Consider the following 16,128-nt stretch of genomic DNA (forward strand, 5'->3'; position numbering starts at 1 on the left):
GCGCCCATGCGCAAGCTCACTGCCCTGGTCGCTGCGCTGCTCGCGGTGGGTTCGATCGCCGGCGCGGGCACCGGATCGGCCGACAGTACGCAGCCGATCGGCTCGGTACCGATTCCCGACGGCCCAGCCCAGACGTGGATTCTGGCCGATCTCGACAGTGGTCAGGTGCTGGCCGGTCGCGACCAGAATGTGACCCACCCGCCGGCGAGCACCATCAAGGTGCTGCTGGCGCTGGTGGTCCTGGACCAGGTGAGCCTCGACTCGACCGTCGTCGCCGACGTGGCCGACACCCAGGTCGAGTGCAACTGCGTCGGCATCAAGCCCGGCCGCACCTACACCGCACGCCAGCTGCTCGACGCGCTGCTGCTGGTGTCGGGGAACGACGCCGCCAACACTCTGGCGCATCTGATGGGCGGGCCGGACGCCACAGTGGCGATGATGAACGCCAAGGCCGCCTCACTCGGTGCGGTCAACACCCACGCGGCCACCCCGTCCGGGCTGGACGGTCCCGGCGGCTCCGGGGCCTCCACCGCGCACGACCTGGCGGTCATCTTCCGGGCCGCGATGGCCAACCCGATGTTCGCTCACATCACCGCCGAACCGTCGGCGATGTTCCCCGGCGACAACGGCGAGGTCCCGATCACCAACCAGGACGAGCTGCTGGAGCGCTACCCGGGCGCCATCGGCGGCAAGACCGGGTTCACCAATGCGGCCCGCAAAACCTTCGTCGGCGCCGCCGCCCGCGGTGGCCGCCGGCTGGTGGTCGCCATGATGTACGGGTTGATAAAGCAGGGCGGCCCGACGTACTGGGATCAGGCGGGCAGCTTGTTCGACTGGGGTTTCGCGCTCAACCCGCAGTCCAGCGTCGGTTCTCTCTAGAGGCTAGAGACTCGCGGTAATCAGGTTGGTGAGCAACGCAATTCGTTGCTCTTCGATGTCGGGCTCGGGTAGCAACCCGCGCACCAGCGCGGCCCCGTCGAACACGTTGGTCAACAAAGCGACCAGAGCCGGAAACGTCTGCGCCGGAAAGCCATCGGCGCCCGGCAAGGCCCGCGCGGCGTCGTGGATCTTGGTGGAGTATTCGCCGAGTACGTCGCGCAGATGCGCTTTGAGCTTCTCGTCGGTGCGCGCGGCGACCATCAACTCGTAGAGCACCGCGTTGGTGGGGCTGCTGGTCAGGTCGCGCAGAATCGTCAGCGCCGCCTCGAGAGCCGGCCGGTCGGCCGGGATTTCGGCGACCTGCTTGGTGAACGACTCCACCTGCCGGCGCAGCACCTCGGATGCGGTCGCCGCCATGAAGTCGCCCATGGTGTCGAAGTGACGGAACAACGCGCCCACGGACACCCCGGCGCGCTTGGTGATCACCGCGGCCGATGCCCGCGCGTATCCGACCTCGACGATGCTGGCGATGGCGGCCTCGAGGAGCCTGCCGACGGTCTCCTCGCGGCGCTGTTGCTGCGTCCTGGCCATGTCAGGCTCCGGCGGCCAGTGCGACGCGACCCCGGCGCCGTTGGCCGGCCCGCAGGTAGCGCCCCGACTTCACGGTCTGGCCGTAACCGTCACGGAATCGGCCTTTGGAATGGCTACCACCAAAGACGACGACGCCGTTGACGCCCGTCGCGACGATCGCGTCGTCGTTGCGGTTCACCATGCGCCGCAGGCCGCCGTAGAAGGGCACCGCCTCCTCGTAGTAGCCGTCGACCGCGTCGTCGAGGCCGGCCGGGTCGATCACCACGAAGTCGGCGCGGTCGCCCTGGCGCAGGGTGCCGGCGTCGAGGCCGAACCACTCCGCCAGCTCGCCGGTCAGCCGATGCACGGCCCGTTGGGGAGACATGAACGGCGTGCCGGCCCGATCGGCGTCGCGGGTGCGCTTGAGCAGCTTGAGGCCGAAGTTGTAGAACGCCATATTGCGCAGGTGCGCACCGGCATCCGAGAACCCCATGTGCACGCTGGGGTCGTTGGCGAGTTTGTTGAGTTGCTTGGGCCGGTGGTTGGCCACGATGGTGGTCCACCGGACGTTGCGCTCACCGTTCTCGACGAGCACATCGAGGAACGCGTCGAGCGGATGCAGCCCGCGCTCGTCGGCGATCGCGCCAAAGCTCTTGCCGATCAACGACTTATCGGGGCACTCGACGATGACCGCGTCGTGAAAGTCGCGGTGCCACAACGACGGTCCGAGCTTGAGCTTGTCGAACTGGCGCCGGAACCGGCGACGGTACTCCTTGTCGGCCAGTAGCTCGTTGCGCTCGAGCTGGTCGCGAAGATGCAGGGCCGCCGTGCCGGCGCCGAACTCCTCGAAGACCGGCAGGTCGATTCCGTCGGAGTACAGCTCGAACGGCACCGGCAGGTGCTGGAACCGGAGGCTGGAACGCAGCAGCTTGTTCGCGAGGCGAGTCGCCGGCCCCATCACGTGCACGGCAAGCGGCATCGACTTGGCGTCGGCGGACACCAGCAGGCTCATCCGAACGCCCTTGCCGCGCCCGAAGATCCGGCTGCTGGTCAGGAAGAACATCAGCGCCGAGATGGGGTTTTCGACGTCGGGCGCACTTTGCAGCATCCGGCCGCGCTTGCGCAACACCTTGATCAGCCTGCGCCGTTCACGCCACGTCGCGAAGGTCGACGGCAGCGCCCGCGAGCGGTAGCGCTCGCCGTCGAGCTTGTCGATGGCCGCGTCCATCCCCGACATGCCGAGCACTCCGGCGTCGAGTGCCTCGTCGAGGAGGGCGGCCATCTTCTCCAGCTCCGCGTCGGTGGGCCGCACGGTGTCATCGGTGGCGCGGTCAAGGCCCAGCACCGCGGTGCGCAGATCCGAATGACCAAGCAGCGAACCGATATTCGGGCCGAGCGGCAGATCGTCGATGGCCTGCACGTATTCCGCCGCCGTCGACCATGTCTTGCTGGAATCCAGTGCGCCGTAAACGTATTCGCGCGGCACCGCCTCGACCCGGCTGAACAGGTCGGCGGCGTCCTCGGAGTTGGCGTAGACCGTCGACAGCGAGCAGTTGCCCAGCAGCACCGTGGTGACGCCGTGGCGCACCGACTCCCGCAGCCCGGGGTCCAGCAGCACCTCGGCGTCGTAGTGGGTGTGTACGTCGATGAAGCCGGGCACGATCCACTTGCCCGCGGCGTCGATCACCTCGGGGCAACCAGTCTCGTCCACCGGCTCGTCGAACGGCCCGGCCACCGCGGCCACCACGCCGTCGCGAATGCCGAGCGTCCGGGTCTGGGGCGCGCTGCCCATGCCGTCGAACCACAGTCCGTCGCGAATGATCACGTCGTAGCTCATTGTTACCTCCGGGTCGTCGATATCCGGAACGTTAACATAGATAGCAAGCACTCGCAATCTTTTCTTCGCGCGCTGCGCAACCACCTCACGTGGGGGCTGTTGTCAGCGGTGGGTACGGGGTGATGACGTCGTCGGCGCCGTGGAGGTGTCGGGAATCGTCACCGGATCCGGCACGATCACCTCCGACGACACATCGCCGGTGCGAGTGGCCACCGCGGGCGAGCGGACCACGGCTCCCTGCTGGCCGCAGTCGTTGGTCTGCACGGTGACGGTCATCTCGCCGTTCAGCTCCCCCTGCGCCTGCGGCCGCAGGCTCAAGACCTGCGAGATGCCATGCGTCGCGGCCATCCCGTTGCGCCCGACGCACGCGAAATTGCCCTTCTCCGCCCGGGCCAGCCAGCGCCCGTCGCTGAAATCCAGGATGACCGGTTCGGAACCGGGTGCCTTCGCCTGAGCGTGGTCGTTGTCGTCCAGCAGGACGCCCGCGGCGCTGCATGCGCTGGGCGTGCACGACGAGCGGAACGCCCACCAGGTGACCACGTCGGGCGGCTGCGGGTCGGGCGTGTAATTGAACGTCTGCTTGGTGCGCTTGACCTCGAGGCGGTAGGTGCCGTCGAGCGGGGTGGCCGGGGTGCCGGAGCTGCCGGTGCTCGGGGCGGCGGCAGGCGTCGGTGCAGTCGTCGGGGCGACGTCGCGGTTGGCGTTGATGTCGCTGCGGCGCCCGAGGACGAAGCCCACGACCAACAGGGCCGCGATGAGCGCCACGACACCGGCGGCCAGCACGACCTTGCGCGGCCTTCGGCCGCGGTGTGCGGCTGCTCGTCGCTCCCCCGTCTGCGTCGGCGTCGCGGTGGCTGTCACCGACGGATCGGTCAGGCGGCGCGCGACCGCTCCCGGTGCCGACCGCTTGACGGCGCCGGGGGCGTCGGTGGCCCAGGCAGATTGGAATTTGGCCGCCGACAGGTCTTCCAGGTCGTCGATGCCGGCCCAGGTGTAGGCGGGATAGTCGGCGGTGAACACGGCTTCGGGGCTGCGGTCGCCTGCCGCGACACCACCTTGCTGGCTTGCGGCGTCCGCGAACTCGCGGCAGCTGGGGAATCGGTCGGCGGGTAGGGCGGCCAGCGCCCGCAGGAAGACGCCGTCGAGGCGCGCCAGCTCGGGGCGCTGGTCGCTGAGGCGCGGCGGCGTGCCGTCCGCGTCGGTGTATTGCGCCGGCGGGGCGCCGGTCAGCAGGTGGAATGCGGTAGCCGCGAGCGAGTACTGGTCGGCGCGCCCATCGACCTCGGCGCCCAGCAGCTGTTCGGGTGCGGCGTAGCCGATCGTGCCGACCGGGACGTCGGGCACGCCGGACTCGCCGAGTTGGCGCGCGATACCGAAGTCGGTCAGCAGGATCCGCTGCTCGCCCTCTCCCCGGCCGGTCAACAGGATGTTGGCGGGTTTGACGTCGCGGTGCAGCAGTCCGCGCTGATGCGCGTGATCGAGAGCCGAGGCAACGGCGGTCAGGATGGCAAGCACCTCGCCGGCCGGCGACACCGCCGGGAAGCGATCGGTCATCAGCTGCGCGGCGGTGACGCCTTCGACGTAGTTCATCGCGATCCACAGCCGGCCGTCGAACTCACCGCGGTCGTGCACCTCGACGATGTGCGGGTGATACAGGGTCGCCACGATCGGAGTCTCCGCGTGGAACCGCTCGCGGAACTCGCGGTTGGAGGACCAGGCCAGCGAGAGCACCTTCAGCGCAGCCCAGCGCGACGATTGTCGATCCTGGACCAGGTAAACATCGCCGGTCATCCCTGACCCCAGCCTTCGCGCGACGATGTACCCGGCGAAGGTCGCGCCGCTGGCTAACGCCATTCAGCGATCCTATCCGTCGTGGCGAAACCGCGCGCGACTAGCACTTTGGGCGAAACGCGTTGCCCCGCAGGATCACCAGATCGGGCCGACTCAGTACGGCGGGACCCAGTCGCGGGTCTTGCGAATAGCACAACAGATCCGCGGGCGCCCCGTGTTCCAGGCCGGGCCGGCCCAGCCAGCGGCGGGCATCCCAGCACGCCGCGCCCAGCGCCTCGCCTGCGCTCATGCCGACGCCCTTCAGCGCCTCGACCTCGTCGGTGATGCGCCCGTGCGCGATCAGGCTGCCCGCGTCGCTGCCGGCGTAGATCGGCACACCCGCTTCCCGCGCCGCGCCGATCCGGGACAGGCCGTGCGCATGCAGGTCGCGCATGTGCGCGGCGTAGGTCGGGTAGCGCTTCGCGGCCTCGGCGATGCCGGGGAAGTTTTCGAGAATGTTGATCAGGGTGGGGACCAGCACGGTTCCGTGCTCGACCATCAGGTCGATGGTGTCGTCGGTGAGGCCGGTGCCGTGCTCGATGCAATCGATTCCGGCCTTGATCAGGCCGGGCATGGCGTCGTTGCTGAAGACGTGGGCGGTGACGCGGGCGCCGTGGGCGTGGGCGGCATCGATCGCGGCCTTGAGCACGTCGTCGGACCACAGCGGCGCGAGGTCGCCGACTTCGCGGTCGATCCAGTCCCCCACCAACTTGATCCAGCCGTCACCGCGACGGGCCTCCTCGGCCACCGCGGCCGGCAGTTGCGACTCGTCCTCGAGCTCGCGCGCGAAGCCCGGCGAGTAGCGCCTGGGCCGGGCAAGATGCTTCCCGGCCCGGATGATGCGGGGCAGATCGTCGCGGTCATCGAGGCTGCGGGTGTCGGTGGGCGAACCGCAGTCGCGCAACAGCAGCGCGCCGACGTCGCGTTCGGCCTCGGCCTGCGCGACCGCCTCGTCCAGCGGGATTTCGCCGTGATCACCGAGGCCGACGTGGCAGTGGGCGTCGACCAGTCCGGGCACGATCCAGCCTTGAAAACCAGACGAGCCAAACGCGGTGTCGGCGCCGGCGACCGGCTCGGTGCTGATGTGACCGTCGACGATCCAGAGGTCGATGTCGGCTTCGTCGGGCAGCCCCAGACCTCGCACGCGCAGGCGCACTGCGCGGCTACTTCTTGCCCGGGAACTTCAGTTTGGACAGGTCGAAGTCGGCCAGCCCGGGTGGCAGCTCGTTGAGGCCCTCGGGCATCTGCGACAGATCGGGGAAACCCGCCGGCATGCCCGGTACGCCCGGCATCGCCGCGCCGAACGGGCTCCTGACCTTCGGCGGGGTCGGGCCGCGCGCCCCCTTCTTGCCCTTCTTGCCCTTTGCTCCCTTGGCTTTTCGGGTCGCGGACTTGCGGCCGATGCCGGGTATGCCCATGCCGCCCAGCATCGACGACATCATCTTGCGCGCCTCGAAGAAGCGGTCGACGAGTTGGTTGACCTCGGACACGGTCACGCCCGAGCCGTTGGCGATGCGCAGCCGCCGCGACGCGTTGATGATCTTCGGGTCGGCGCGCTCCTGCGGCGTCATGCCCCGGATGATGGCCTGCAGGCGGTCGAGTTGCCTGTCGTCGACCTCGGCCAGCGCGTCCTTCATCTGACCGGCGCCGGGCAGCATGCCCAGCAGGTTGCCGATCGGGCCCATCTTGCGGATGGCCAGCATCTGCTCGAGGAAGTCCTCCAGCGTCAGCTCGCCGGTGCCGATCTTGGCCGCGGCGGCCTCGGCCTGCTCGGCGTCGAAGACCTGCTCGGCCTGCTCGATCAGGCTGAGCACATCGCCCATGCCCAGGATGCGGCTGGACATACGGTCCGGATGGAAGACGTCGAAATCTTCCAGCTTCTCGCCGGTGGACGCGAAAAGGATTGGCACGCCGGTGACCTCGCGGACCGACAGCGCGGCGCCGCCTCGGGCGTCGCCGTCGAGCTTGGTCAGCACCACGCCGGTGAAGCCGACGCCCTCGCGGAACGCCTCGGCGGTGTTCACCGCGTCCTGCCCGATCATCGCGTCCAGAACGAACAAAACTTCGTCGGGGTTGACGGCGTCGCGGATGGCGGCGGCCTGGCTCATCAGCTCGTCGTCGATGCCCAGCCGGCCGGCGGTGTCGACGATGACGACGTCGTGGTGCTTGGCGCGGGCCTCGGCGATACCGGCAGCCGCCACGGCGACCGGGTCACCGGGGCCGGACCCGGGAGACTCGCCGGGATGCGGCGCGAAGACGGGCACACCGGCGCGCTGACCGGTGACCTGCAGCTGATTGACCGCGGCGGGACGCTGCAGGTCGCAGGCTACCAGCAGCGGAGTGTGTCCCTGACCGCGAAGCCAGGCGGCCAGCTTGCCGGCCAGCGTGGTCTTACCCGAACCCTGCAGGCCGGCCAGCATCACCACGGTCGGCGGGGTCTTGGCGAAAGCCAGCTGGCGGGTCTGGCCGCCGAGGATACCGACGAGTTCTTCGTTGACGATCTTGACGACCTGCTGCGCCGGGTTGAGGGCACCGGACACTTCCGCGCCCCGGGCGCGCTCCTTGATGCGGGCCACGAACGCCCGCACCACCGGCAGCGACACGTCGGCTTCTAGCAGCGCCAGCCGGATCTCGCGGGTGGTGGCATCGATATCGGCGTCGGTCAGTCGACCCTTGCCGCGCAGGCCCGCAAGGGCACCGGTCAACCGGTCGGACAGCGATTCAAACACCTTGCCAGCCTAGCGGGCGTGAGCGTCACGCTCGCCGCGGCCGGAATCGGCCGGGGGCACCCGCGACACATCAGCCACGCACACGACACGCCGCCCAGCGGCGTCGTGGTTTATCTCTCGGCGCGGGCCGCTGGAGAGCGCGGCCAGCCGGAGAGCGCGGCCGGGCCAGCCCCCTTGACGGCGCGGGTGGCTAGAGCAAAGGTCAGCTCATGCTCGAGGTGATCGACAAAGGGGTCTGCACCGACGCGCACCCGGTGCCGCTGCTCTTCGTGCACGGCGGCTGGCACGCCGCGTGGTGTTGGGACGACCACTTCCTGAACTACTTTGCCCACGTGGGCTATCGGGCGGTGTCGCTGAGCCTGCGCGGCCACGGCGCCAGTCCCACACCCAAGCCGTTGCACAAGGTGTCCATCGCCGACTACCTCGAGGATGTCCGTTCGGTCGCCGCCGACCTGGGCGGCGCTCCCGTGCTCATCGGCCATTCCCTGGGCGGCTTCGTGGTGCAGCGCTACCTCGAAGAGCACCGCGCGCCTGCCGCGGTGTTGGTGGGCTCCGTGCCACCCAAGGGCGTGCTCAGCCTGGCACTGCGGGTCTGGCGGCGCCGACCGTCGATGACGATGGAAGCCTGGTCCGACCGCACGCTGCTCAAATTCCTCGCCACGGCGGCGCTGGCCCGCGAGTATCTCTTCTGCGCCGACACACCCGAGGCCGTCGTCGAATCCTGCAGGCAACGGGCCGGAGCCGAGAGCGTTCGCGCCGCCATGACTGATCCGATGCTGCGCCGCGTCAGAACCCGCCGGGTGACGACCCCGATGCTGGTGCTGGGCGCCGAGCACGACGGGTTCGTCAGCAGGGGCGAGGTGCGCGCCACGGCGCGCGCCTACAACACGGTGCCGGAGTTCTTCCCCATGGGCCACAACATGATGCTTGAACCCGGCTGGGCCGACGTCGCCGAACGGATCCGTTCCTGGCTGGACGCCCGCGACCTGGCGGGCTCCGCGCGGCTGTCGGGGTAAACCCCGGCACGTCGTTACGGCGCCGAAAAGCGTTGCCATGCTAGATTTCACACTCCATCGCCGCGGCGGCTACCATCGCGGGCCGGGCGCAACACTTGTCAGACTGCGATCAGCTACGGGGGGACGGTGTCGATGCAGCCGGTCACCGCGACCGTCGAAGTGGGAGCCGGCGCCGTCGAGGCAGACAGCCGTCCACTGCGCGGGTGGCAACGCCGGGCACTGGTCAAATACCTGACCGGCCAGGCGCGCGATTTCCTCGCCGTGGCCACCCCCGGATCCGGGAAGACGACGTTCGCGCTGCGGGTGGCCGCCGAGCTGCTCGCGCATCGCGTCGTCGAGCAGATCACCGTCGTGGTGCCCACCGAGCATCTCAAGGTGCAGTGGGCGCAGGCGGCCGCGCGCCACGGCCTCGCGCTGGACCCGCGATTCTCCAACACCAGCGCGGCGACCTCGCCGGAGTATCACGGCGTGATGGTCACCTACGCCCAGGTCGCGTCGCGCCCGACGCTGCACCGGGTGCGCACCGAGCAGCGCAACACCCTGGTGATCTTCGACGAGATCCACCACGGCGGCGACGCGAAGACGTGGGGCGACGCGATCCGCGAGGCATTCAGCGACGCGACACGCCGACTTGCCCTGACGGGCACGCCGTTTCGCAGCGATGACAGCCCGATCCCCTTCGTCAACTACACGTCCGGAGCCGACGGGATACAGCGTTCGGAAGCGGACCACACCTACGGCTACTCGGAAGCCCTGGCCGACGGCGTGGTCCGGCCGGTGGTGTTCCTCGCCTATTCGGGCGAGGCACGCTGGCGCGACAGCGCGGGCGAAGAGCACGCGGCACGGCTCGGCGAGCCGCTGTCGGCCGAACAGACCGCGCGGGCGTGGCGCACCGCGCTGGATCCCGCCGGCGAATGGATGCCCGCGGTGATCGCCGCCGCGGATCAGCGACTGCGGCAGCTGCGCACCCACATTCCCGACGCCGGTGGCATGATCATCGCCTCTGACCAGACCGCGGCCCGCGCGTATGCCGCCCTGCTGACGAGGCTGACCGCCGAAGCCCCCACGGTTGTACTCTCCGACGATCCCGGATCCTCAACGCGCATCAGCCAATTCGCCGAGGGCACCAGCCGGTGGCTGGTCGCGGTGCGGATGGTTTCCGAAGGCGTCGACGTGCCGCGGCTCTCGGTCGGGATCTACGCCACCAGCGCGTCGACCCCGCTGTTCTTCGCGCAGGCCATCGGACGATTCGTGCGGTCGCGCCGGCCCGGCGAGACCGCGAGCATCTTCGTGCCGTCGGTGCCCACCCTGCTGCAGCTGGCCAGCGAGCTGGAAGCCCAGCGCAACCACGTGCTGGGCGCGCCGCATCGCGAGTCGCTCGACGACCCGCTACTGGATGATCCCGCGGTGCGCACGCAGACCGAAAAGACGGACGAGGACAAGGGTTTCACCTCGTTGGGCGCCGACGCCGAGCTGGACCAGGTGATCTTCGACGGCTCGTCGTTCGGCACCGCCGCCCCGGCCGGAAGCGACGAGGAGGCCGACTACCTGGGAATCCCCGGGCTGCTGGACGTCGACCAGATGCGCGCTCTCCTGCACCGGCGCCAGGACGAGCAGCTGCAGAAGAGGGCCGCGTCGGGTCGGGCGGCTCCGGCGTCGGGAACGTCGACGTCCGGGGCCATGCACGGTCAGCTGCGCGAGCTGCGGCGCGAACTCAACTCACTGGTGTCGGTGGCCCATCACCGCACCGGCAAACCACACGGCTGGATTCACAACGAACTACGCCGGCGCTGTGGCGGGCCGCCGATCGCCGCGGCGACCCGCGATCAACTCCAGGAGCGCATTGTTGCTCTGCGCCAACTGAATTCGGAGCTTTCCTGACGGTGCGCTAATCGCCGACCAGTTCGTGGACGACGGCGTCCGCCGAGGCGCCCAACACCGCCAGCAGGTGCTTCGCCACGTTGTCCTGGGCGTTGTCGATCTCGGCGGGCACTGACATGCAGAACACGTCGGCGGCCGTCGAGCCGAAGGTATTGACCTTCGCCCACGCGATGTCTGCCCCCGCCCGCTCGAGTGCCTGCGCCAGCAAGGCGAGCAGTCCGACGCGGTCCATCGCCCGAACTTCGACGATAAGTTGGCCTGGTGCAAGGCAATCCAGCCAGAGGATGCGGGGCGGCGCCGTCGAACGCGTCAGGGGTGCCCCGGCCTGAATCTCGCCGGCCCGCGCCTGGGCCGAGCTGGCGGCGTCGATGTCCCGCTTTTCCAGCATGCCCAGCACGTCGATGTCACCGTGCAGCCCACCGACAAACTGCTGGCGCAGCAGCTCGGCGGCGGGCGGCGAACCGAACAGCGGCGAGACCACGAACTCGGCGATCGCGACACCTTGGTGGACGTTGACCGTTGCCGAGTGAATGCGCAGTGAGTTCAGCGCCAGCACAGCGGCGGCTTTCGACACCAATCCCCGCTCGTCGGGCGCGACCATCACCACGTGGCTGCGCTCGCCGTCGGCCGGTTTGATCTCGACGTGCACCCCATGGTCGGCGGCCAACGAAAGGTAGTGGGGCGTAGTTGGTTCCGCCTGCGGCAGCGGCTCACCGGCCATCACCAGCCGGCAGCGACGTACCAGATCGGCCATCAGAGAGGCTTTCCAGTCGCTCCACACACCCGGCCCGGTGGCCTTCGAATCCGCTTCGGCGAGCGCGGCAAGCAGTTCGAGCAGTTGCGGATCGCCACCCAGCGCGTCGGCCACGGACTGGATGACGTTCGGGTCGTTGAGATCGCCGCGGCTGGCCGTGATGGGCAGCAGCAGGTGGTGTCGCACCATGGCGGACAGCGTGCCGACATCTTGGGGCGACAGGCCCAGCCGCTCACCGATCGGGATCACCAGGTCGGCCCCGAGCACGCAGTGGTCCACGCCCCGGCCCTTGCCGATGTCGTGCAGCAGTGCGCCAATCGCCAGCAAGTCCGATCGTGCGACCCGGGTGGTCAGCGGGGCCGCATTGACGACGGTCTCGACGATGTGACGGTCGACGGTCCATTTGTGCGAGACGTCGCGCGGCGGCAGGTCGCGGACCGCGTCCCATTCCGGCAACAACCTGCCCCACAACCCGGTACGGTCAAGCGCTTCGATGGTGTCCAGCAGTGTGGGACCGGCCAGCAGCACCACCAGCAGGTCGTCCAGGGCTTCCCGCGGCCACGGTGCCGGCAGGTCGGGGGCGCTGTCGGCCAGCCTTTTGAGCGTGCCGGCGCCGATGGGCAGGCCGGTGCTGGCCGACGCGGCGGCGATTCGCAGCACCAGGCCGGGGTCTTTATCCGGTTGCGCCTCGCGGGCGAGCACGATTTCGCCGTCGTACTCGTGCACACCCTCGTCCAGCGGCCGGCGCTTCGGGCGGCGCACCAACGCCGAGATGCCGCGGCGCGGCAGCGCGATCTGCGCCGTGCGCAGCCCGGTTTCGGAGTGAAAGGCGATGGTGCGTCCGGCATTTGACAGGATCCGCGCCAACGCGAATCGGTCGCCGACGCCCAGCGCGGCGCTGACTTCGTCGCCGAATTGCGCCAGCAGCTGGTCACGTCCGCGGCCGGTCACCCGGTGCAGTTCGGTGCGCACATCGAGCAGCGTCAGATACGCGGCGTCCAGCGAACCCCCCGGCGCGTCGGGATGACCCATGCCGCGCCGGTCGATGAGCTGGGCGATGCCCAGCGCGTCCAGCAATTGGACGTCGCGCAGGCCGCCGCGGCCCGACTTAAGGTCCGGCTCGGCCCGCTGCGAGATGCGGCCACAACGCCGCCAGCGCGCGTATGTCATCTCGACGAGCTCGTCCATTCGCGAACGAATGCCGCTGCGCCACTGCCGCCGCACACCCGCGATCAGCTCCGTCGACAGCCGCTCGGCACCGGCGATGTGCCGCGCGTCCAAAAGGCCAAGGGCCGCAGTCAGATCCGCATTTGCGACGCTCAAAGCCCCCGAGACGGTTCGCACGCTGTGGTCGAGCCGCACGTTGGCGTCCCACAGCGGATACCACAGCCCATCGGCGACCCTTTGCAGCACGTCGTCAGAAACGTTGTCGTACAACAACACCAGGTCCAGGTCGGAATACGGCAGCAGCTCGCGACGGCCTAGACCGCCGACTCCGACCAGTGCGAAGCCGCTTTCGTCGGTGATGCCGAGCTCGGTCGACTTGGCGACGAGCCAAGACTCGTGCAGATCCAGACAAGCCTGTCGCAGCGCGGCCGCATCCAGCTGCGCGCCGTCGGACAAAAGCTGACGCCGCGAGACGGCCAGGTCGCTTGCCCCGCCGGCGTTTTCCGTCCCCTGCCCAGATGAACCGGACGGGCCGGGTGGGTGATTATTCATCCCCTCCCGGCCCGTCCGGCCTGGTCAAACACTGTACGGCTCAGGTCAGAGGGCATCGGTTCCGCGTTCACCGGTGCGCACTCGCACGATGGTTTCCACGGGGCTGACCCAGACCTTGCCGTCACCGATCTTGCCGGTGCGCGCCGCCCGGACGATGCTGTCCACGACCTTGTCAACAATGGAATCGTCAACGACGACTTCGATCCGAACCTTTGGCACGAAATCGACCGAATATTCAGCACCTCGGTAAACCTCGGTGTGACCCTTCTGCCGCCCGTAGCCCTGGATTTCGCTCACCGTCATCCCCAGGACGCCTGCCTCCTCGAGGCTGGTCTTGACGTCGTCGAGGGTGAACGGCTTCACGATCGCGGTGACTAGCTTCATGAAGTCTCTGCCTCCACTTTCTTGGCTGCGTCGTCCTGTCCGTTAGCGCTTTCCTCGCTGCTGATGCGGTGAGGGATGGACGAGGCCCCGACAACTGCGAATTCGTAAGCGGTTTCTGCGTGCTCCGACTCGTCGATGCCGCCGGCCTCCTCCTCGGCACTCAGCCTTAGCCCAATGGTGTACTTCAGGATAAGCGCCAGGATAAGCGTGACGATGAAGGAGTAGAAGAGAACGGAGAACGCGCCGACCGCTTGGCGCTCCAGCTGCGACCATCCACCGCCGTAGAAGAGGCCCTTGGACACCCCGTTCACGCCGTTGATGGCCGTGCTCTCCGGCGCCGCGAGTAGGCCAACCAGCAGCGTGCCCGTCAAACCACCGACCATGTGCACACCGACCACGTCGAGGGAGTCGTCGAAGCCGAACTTGTACTTCAGCCCCACCGCCAGCGCGCAAATCGCACCGCCGGCGAAGCCGATCGCCAGGGCGCCGAGCACGTTGACCGACGAGCAGGACGGGGTGATAGCCACCAGTCCGGCGACGATGCCCGAGGCCGCGCCCAGCGTGGTGGGGTGCCCATCACGGATCCGTTCGACCAGTAGCCACGCCAGCATGGCCGTAGCGGTGGCAATCGTCGTGGTCATGAACGTCGAACCGGCCGAGCCGTTGGAGCTGGTCGCCGATCCGGCGTTGAACCCGAACCAGCCGAACCACAGCAGCCCGGCGCCGAGCATCACGAACGGCAGGTTGTGCGGACGGAACAGCGTCTGCGGCCAGCCTTTGCGTTTGCCCAGCACGATCGCCAGGGCCAGGCCCGCCACACCGGAGTTGATATGGACCGCTGTCCCTCCGGCGAAGTCGATGGCGTGCAGCTTGTTGTTGATCCAGCCGCCGTGCTCGGAGGCGAACCCGTCAGCCGCGAAGACCCAGTGCGCGACCGGGAAGTAGACGAGCGTCGCCCACAGTCCGGAGAACACCAGCCAGGCGGTGAACTTCAGCCGGTCGGCCACCGCGCCCGAGATCAGGGCGACGGTGATGATCGCGAACATCAGCTGGAAGGCCACAAAGACGGTGGCAGGCATGGTGCCCGCCAACGGAATATCGGTGGCGGGAGTACTGCCGCTCGCCTTGACGGCGTTGCCCCCGATGAGGCCCTTCAGGCCCCAGTAGTCACCGGGGTTACCGACCAGGCCGCCTTTGCTGTTTCCGAACGACATTGAATAGCCGTAGAGCACCCACAGCACGGTCACCACGCCCATGGCGCTGACGCTCATCATGATCATGTTGAGCACGCTTCTGGTGCGGACCATGCCGCCGTAGAAGAACGCCAGACCTGGCGTCATCAACAGCACCAGCGCGGAACTCGCCAACATCCAAGCGGTATCGCCCGTATCAGGTTGGCCCATTTGCGGGAAACTCACTCGCTATCACCTCCGGTCGGCCGTAAACACGCCATCAGACACATGCCTGATGGCCTGATCCAGAACCTTGCGCAATGGTTGTTTCAGCAATGGAGCCAGTGTGTTTCGTCAGGATTAACGAAACGCTCTCCGTGTAAGGGCTTTTAGCCGAGCAGTGCGTCGACGAACGCCGCCGGCTCAAAAGGCGCCAAATCGTCCGGACCTTCACCGAGCCCGACGAGTTTCACCGGCACCCCGAGTTCTTGTTGGACGCGGAATACGATGCCGCCCTTGGCCGTTCCGTCCAGCTTGGTCAACACCGCGCCGGTGATCTCGACGACATCGGCGAATACCTTCGCCTGCGCCAGGCCGTTCTGCCCGATCGTGGCATCGAGCACCAGCAACACTTCGTCGACGGCCGCGCGCCGGGTGATCACTCGCTTGACTTTGTCCAGTTCGTCCATCAGCCCGACCTTGGTGTGCAGTCGCCCGGCGGTGTCGATCAGCACGACATCGGCGCCGGTCTCGATGCCCTTGTCCACGGCGTCGAAGGCGACCGACGCGGGGTCTGCGCCCTCGGCGCCGCGCACCACTTCCGCGCCGACGCGGGCCGCCCAGGTCTGCAGCTGGTCGGCGGCCGCGGCCCGGAAGGTGTCGGCCGCACCCAGCACGACACGGCGGCCGTCGGCGACCAGCACGCGCGCGAGCTTGCCGACGGTGGTGGTTTTGCCGGTGCCGTTGACGCCGACGACCAGCAGCACCGACGGGGCGTCGGCGTGCGGCAGGGCGTGGATAGCGCGGTCCATGTCGGGTTGCAGTTCTTTGACCAACACGTCGCGCAACACCGCACGCGCGTCGGCCTCGGTGTGGACGTTGCTGCTGGCCAGTCGGCTGCGTAGCTGCGCGACCACCGACGCGGTGGCGACCGGGCCCAGGTCGGCGATCAGCAGGGTGTCCTCCACGTCCTGCCAGGAGTCTTCGTCCAGGTCGCCGCCGCCGATCAGGCCCAGCATGCTGCGTCCGAGCGCGTTCTGTGAGCGGGACAATCGTCCGCGCAGTCGTTCCAGTCGGCCTTCGGTCGGCTCGATGGCCTCGATGGCGGGCGCCTCTGTGGCCGCGGGAGCTTCGGGGG

The 16,128-nt window shown here is 68.5% G+C and carries 12 protein-coding genes; 3 read left to right on the forward strand and 9 right to left on the reverse strand.

The features are described from left to right. Nucleotides 1-6: 6 nt before the first annotated feature. A complete protein-coding gene (locus tag MNAB215_RS29280) occupies nucleotides 7-879 on the forward strand; it encodes a D-alanyl-D-alanine carboxypeptidase family protein (RefSeq protein ID WP_077081870.1) in 873 nt (290 codons plus the stop codon). Nucleotides 880-882: 3 nt separating this feature from the next. Here MNAB215_RS29280 and MNAB215_RS29285 read toward each other — a convergent pair whose 3' ends face one another. From MNAB215_RS29285 to ffh, 5 genes are all read right to left on the reverse strand, one after another. Next, nucleotides 883-1,470, reverse strand: a complete 588-nt coding sequence (locus tag MNAB215_RS29285; RefSeq protein WP_077081871.1) for a TetR/AcrR family transcriptional regulator — start codon at nucleotides 1,468-1,470, stop codon at nucleotides 883-885. Between the two features lies 1 nt (nucleotide 1,471). Continuing rightward, nucleotides 1,472-3,286, reverse strand: a complete 1,815-nt coding sequence (locus MNAB215_RS29290) for an N-acyl-D-amino-acid deacylase family protein (protein WP_077081872.1) — start codon at nucleotides 3,284-3,286, stop codon at nucleotides 1,472-1,474. 102 nt (nucleotides 3,287-3,388) lie between these two features. Continuing rightward, nucleotides 3,389-5,140: a serine/threonine-protein kinase gene (locus MNAB215_RS30075; protein WP_077081873.1), complete on the reverse strand. Its 1,752-nt coding sequence runs from the start codon at nucleotides 5,138-5,140 to the stop codon at nucleotides 3,389-3,391. A 37-nt stretch (nucleotides 5,141-5,177) separates the two neighbouring features. Next, nucleotides 5,178-6,272: a metal-dependent hydrolase family protein gene (locus MNAB215_RS29300; RefSeq protein ID WP_077081874.1), complete on the reverse strand. Its 1,095-nt coding sequence runs from the start codon at nucleotides 6,270-6,272 to the stop codon at nucleotides 5,178-5,180. 7 nt (nucleotides 6,273-6,279) lie between these two features. Then, nucleotides 6,280-7,845, reverse strand: a complete 1,566-nt coding sequence (gene ffh / locus MNAB215_RS29305; RefSeq protein ID WP_077081875.1) for a signal recognition particle protein — start codon at nucleotides 7,843-7,845, stop codon at nucleotides 6,280-6,282. Nucleotides 7,846-8,054: 209 nt separating this feature from the next. Here ffh and MNAB215_RS29310 point away from each other — a divergent pair, with 209 nt between their 5' ends. Continuing rightward, nucleotides 8,055-8,861, forward strand: a complete 807-nt coding sequence (locus tag MNAB215_RS29310) for an alpha/beta hydrolase (RefSeq protein WP_077081876.1) — start codon at nucleotides 8,055-8,057, stop codon at nucleotides 8,859-8,861. A gap of 132 nt (nucleotides 8,862-8,993) precedes the next feature. Then, entirely contained in the window at nucleotides 8,994-10,742 is a 1,749-nt protein-coding gene (locus tag MNAB215_RS29315) for a DEAD/DEAH box helicase (RefSeq protein ID WP_077081877.1), read from the forward strand. A 7-nt stretch (nucleotides 10,743-10,749) separates the two neighbouring features. Here the strand turns inward: MNAB215_RS29315 and MNAB215_RS29320 are convergent, their stop codons facing one another. The 4 genes from MNAB215_RS29320 to ftsY form a co-directional block, all read right to left on the reverse strand. Continuing rightward, nucleotides 10,750-13,215: a [protein-PII] uridylyltransferase gene (locus tag MNAB215_RS29320; RefSeq protein WP_077081878.1), complete on the reverse strand. Its 2,466-nt coding sequence runs from the start codon at nucleotides 13,213-13,215 to the stop codon at nucleotides 10,750-10,752. Nucleotides 13,216-13,260: 45 nt separating this feature from the next. Continuing rightward, a complete protein-coding gene (gene glnB / locus MNAB215_RS29325; protein ID WP_066909426.1) occupies nucleotides 13,261-13,599 on the reverse strand; it encodes a nitrogen regulatory protein P-II in 339 nt (112 codons plus the stop codon). Further along, nucleotides 13,596-15,002, reverse strand: coding sequence for an ammonium transporter (locus MNAB215_RS29330; protein ID WP_077081879.1), 1,407 nt, complete (start codon nucleotides 15,000-15,002; stop codon nucleotides 13,596-13,598). The genes glnB and MNAB215_RS29330 overlap by 4 nt, the downstream gene beginning before the upstream one ends. A 158-nt stretch (nucleotides 15,003-15,160) precedes the next feature. Beyond that, nucleotides 15,161-16,128 (reverse strand): signal recognition particle-docking protein FtsY (gene ftsY, locus MNAB215_RS29335; RefSeq protein ID WP_077081880.1); only part of this gene is annotated, 968 nt, incomplete at its 5' end.

Source organism: Mycobacterium numidiamassiliense (genome assembly GCF_900157365.1).
Lineage (GTDB): Bacteria > Actinomycetota > Actinomycetes > Mycobacteriales > Mycobacteriaceae > Mycobacterium > Mycobacterium numidiamassiliense.

Excerpts from the sequence above, each read along its gene's own strand:
- MNAB215_RS29280 (WP_077081870.1), top strand. The coding sequence starts at position 7 with ATGCGCAAGCTCACTGCCCTGGTCGCTGCGCTGCTCGCGGTGGGTTCG.
- MNAB215_RS29285 (WP_077081871.1), bottom strand. The coding sequence starts at position 1,470 with ATGGCCAGGACGCAGCAACAGCGCCGCGAGGAGACCGTCGGCAGGCTC.
- MNAB215_RS29290 (WP_077081872.1), bottom strand. The coding sequence starts at position 3,286 with ATGAGCTACGACGTGATCATTCGCGACGGACTGTGGTTCGACGGCATG.
- MNAB215_RS30075 (WP_077081873.1), bottom strand. The coding sequence starts at position 5,140 with ATGGCGTTAGCCAGCGGCGCGACCTTCGCCGGGTACATCGTCGCGCGA.
- MNAB215_RS29310 (WP_077081876.1), top strand. The coding sequence starts at position 8,055 with ATGCTCGAGGTGATCGACAAAGGGGTCTGCACCGACGCGCACCCGGTG.
- MNAB215_RS29315 (WP_077081877.1), top strand. The coding sequence starts at position 8,994 with ATGCAGCCGGTCACCGCGACCGTCGAAGTGGGAGCCGGCGCCGTCGAG.
- MNAB215_RS29320 (WP_077081878.1), bottom strand. The coding sequence starts at position 13,215 with ATGAATAATCACCCACCCGGCCCGTCCGGTTCATCTGGGCAGGGGACG.
- glnB (WP_066909426.1), bottom strand. The coding sequence starts at position 13,599 with ATGAAGCTAGTCACCGCGATCGTGAAGCCGTTCACCCTCGACGACGTC.
- MNAB215_RS29330 (WP_077081879.1), bottom strand. The coding sequence starts at position 15,002 with ATGGGCCAACCTGATACGGGCGATACCGCTTGGATGTTGGCGAGTTCC.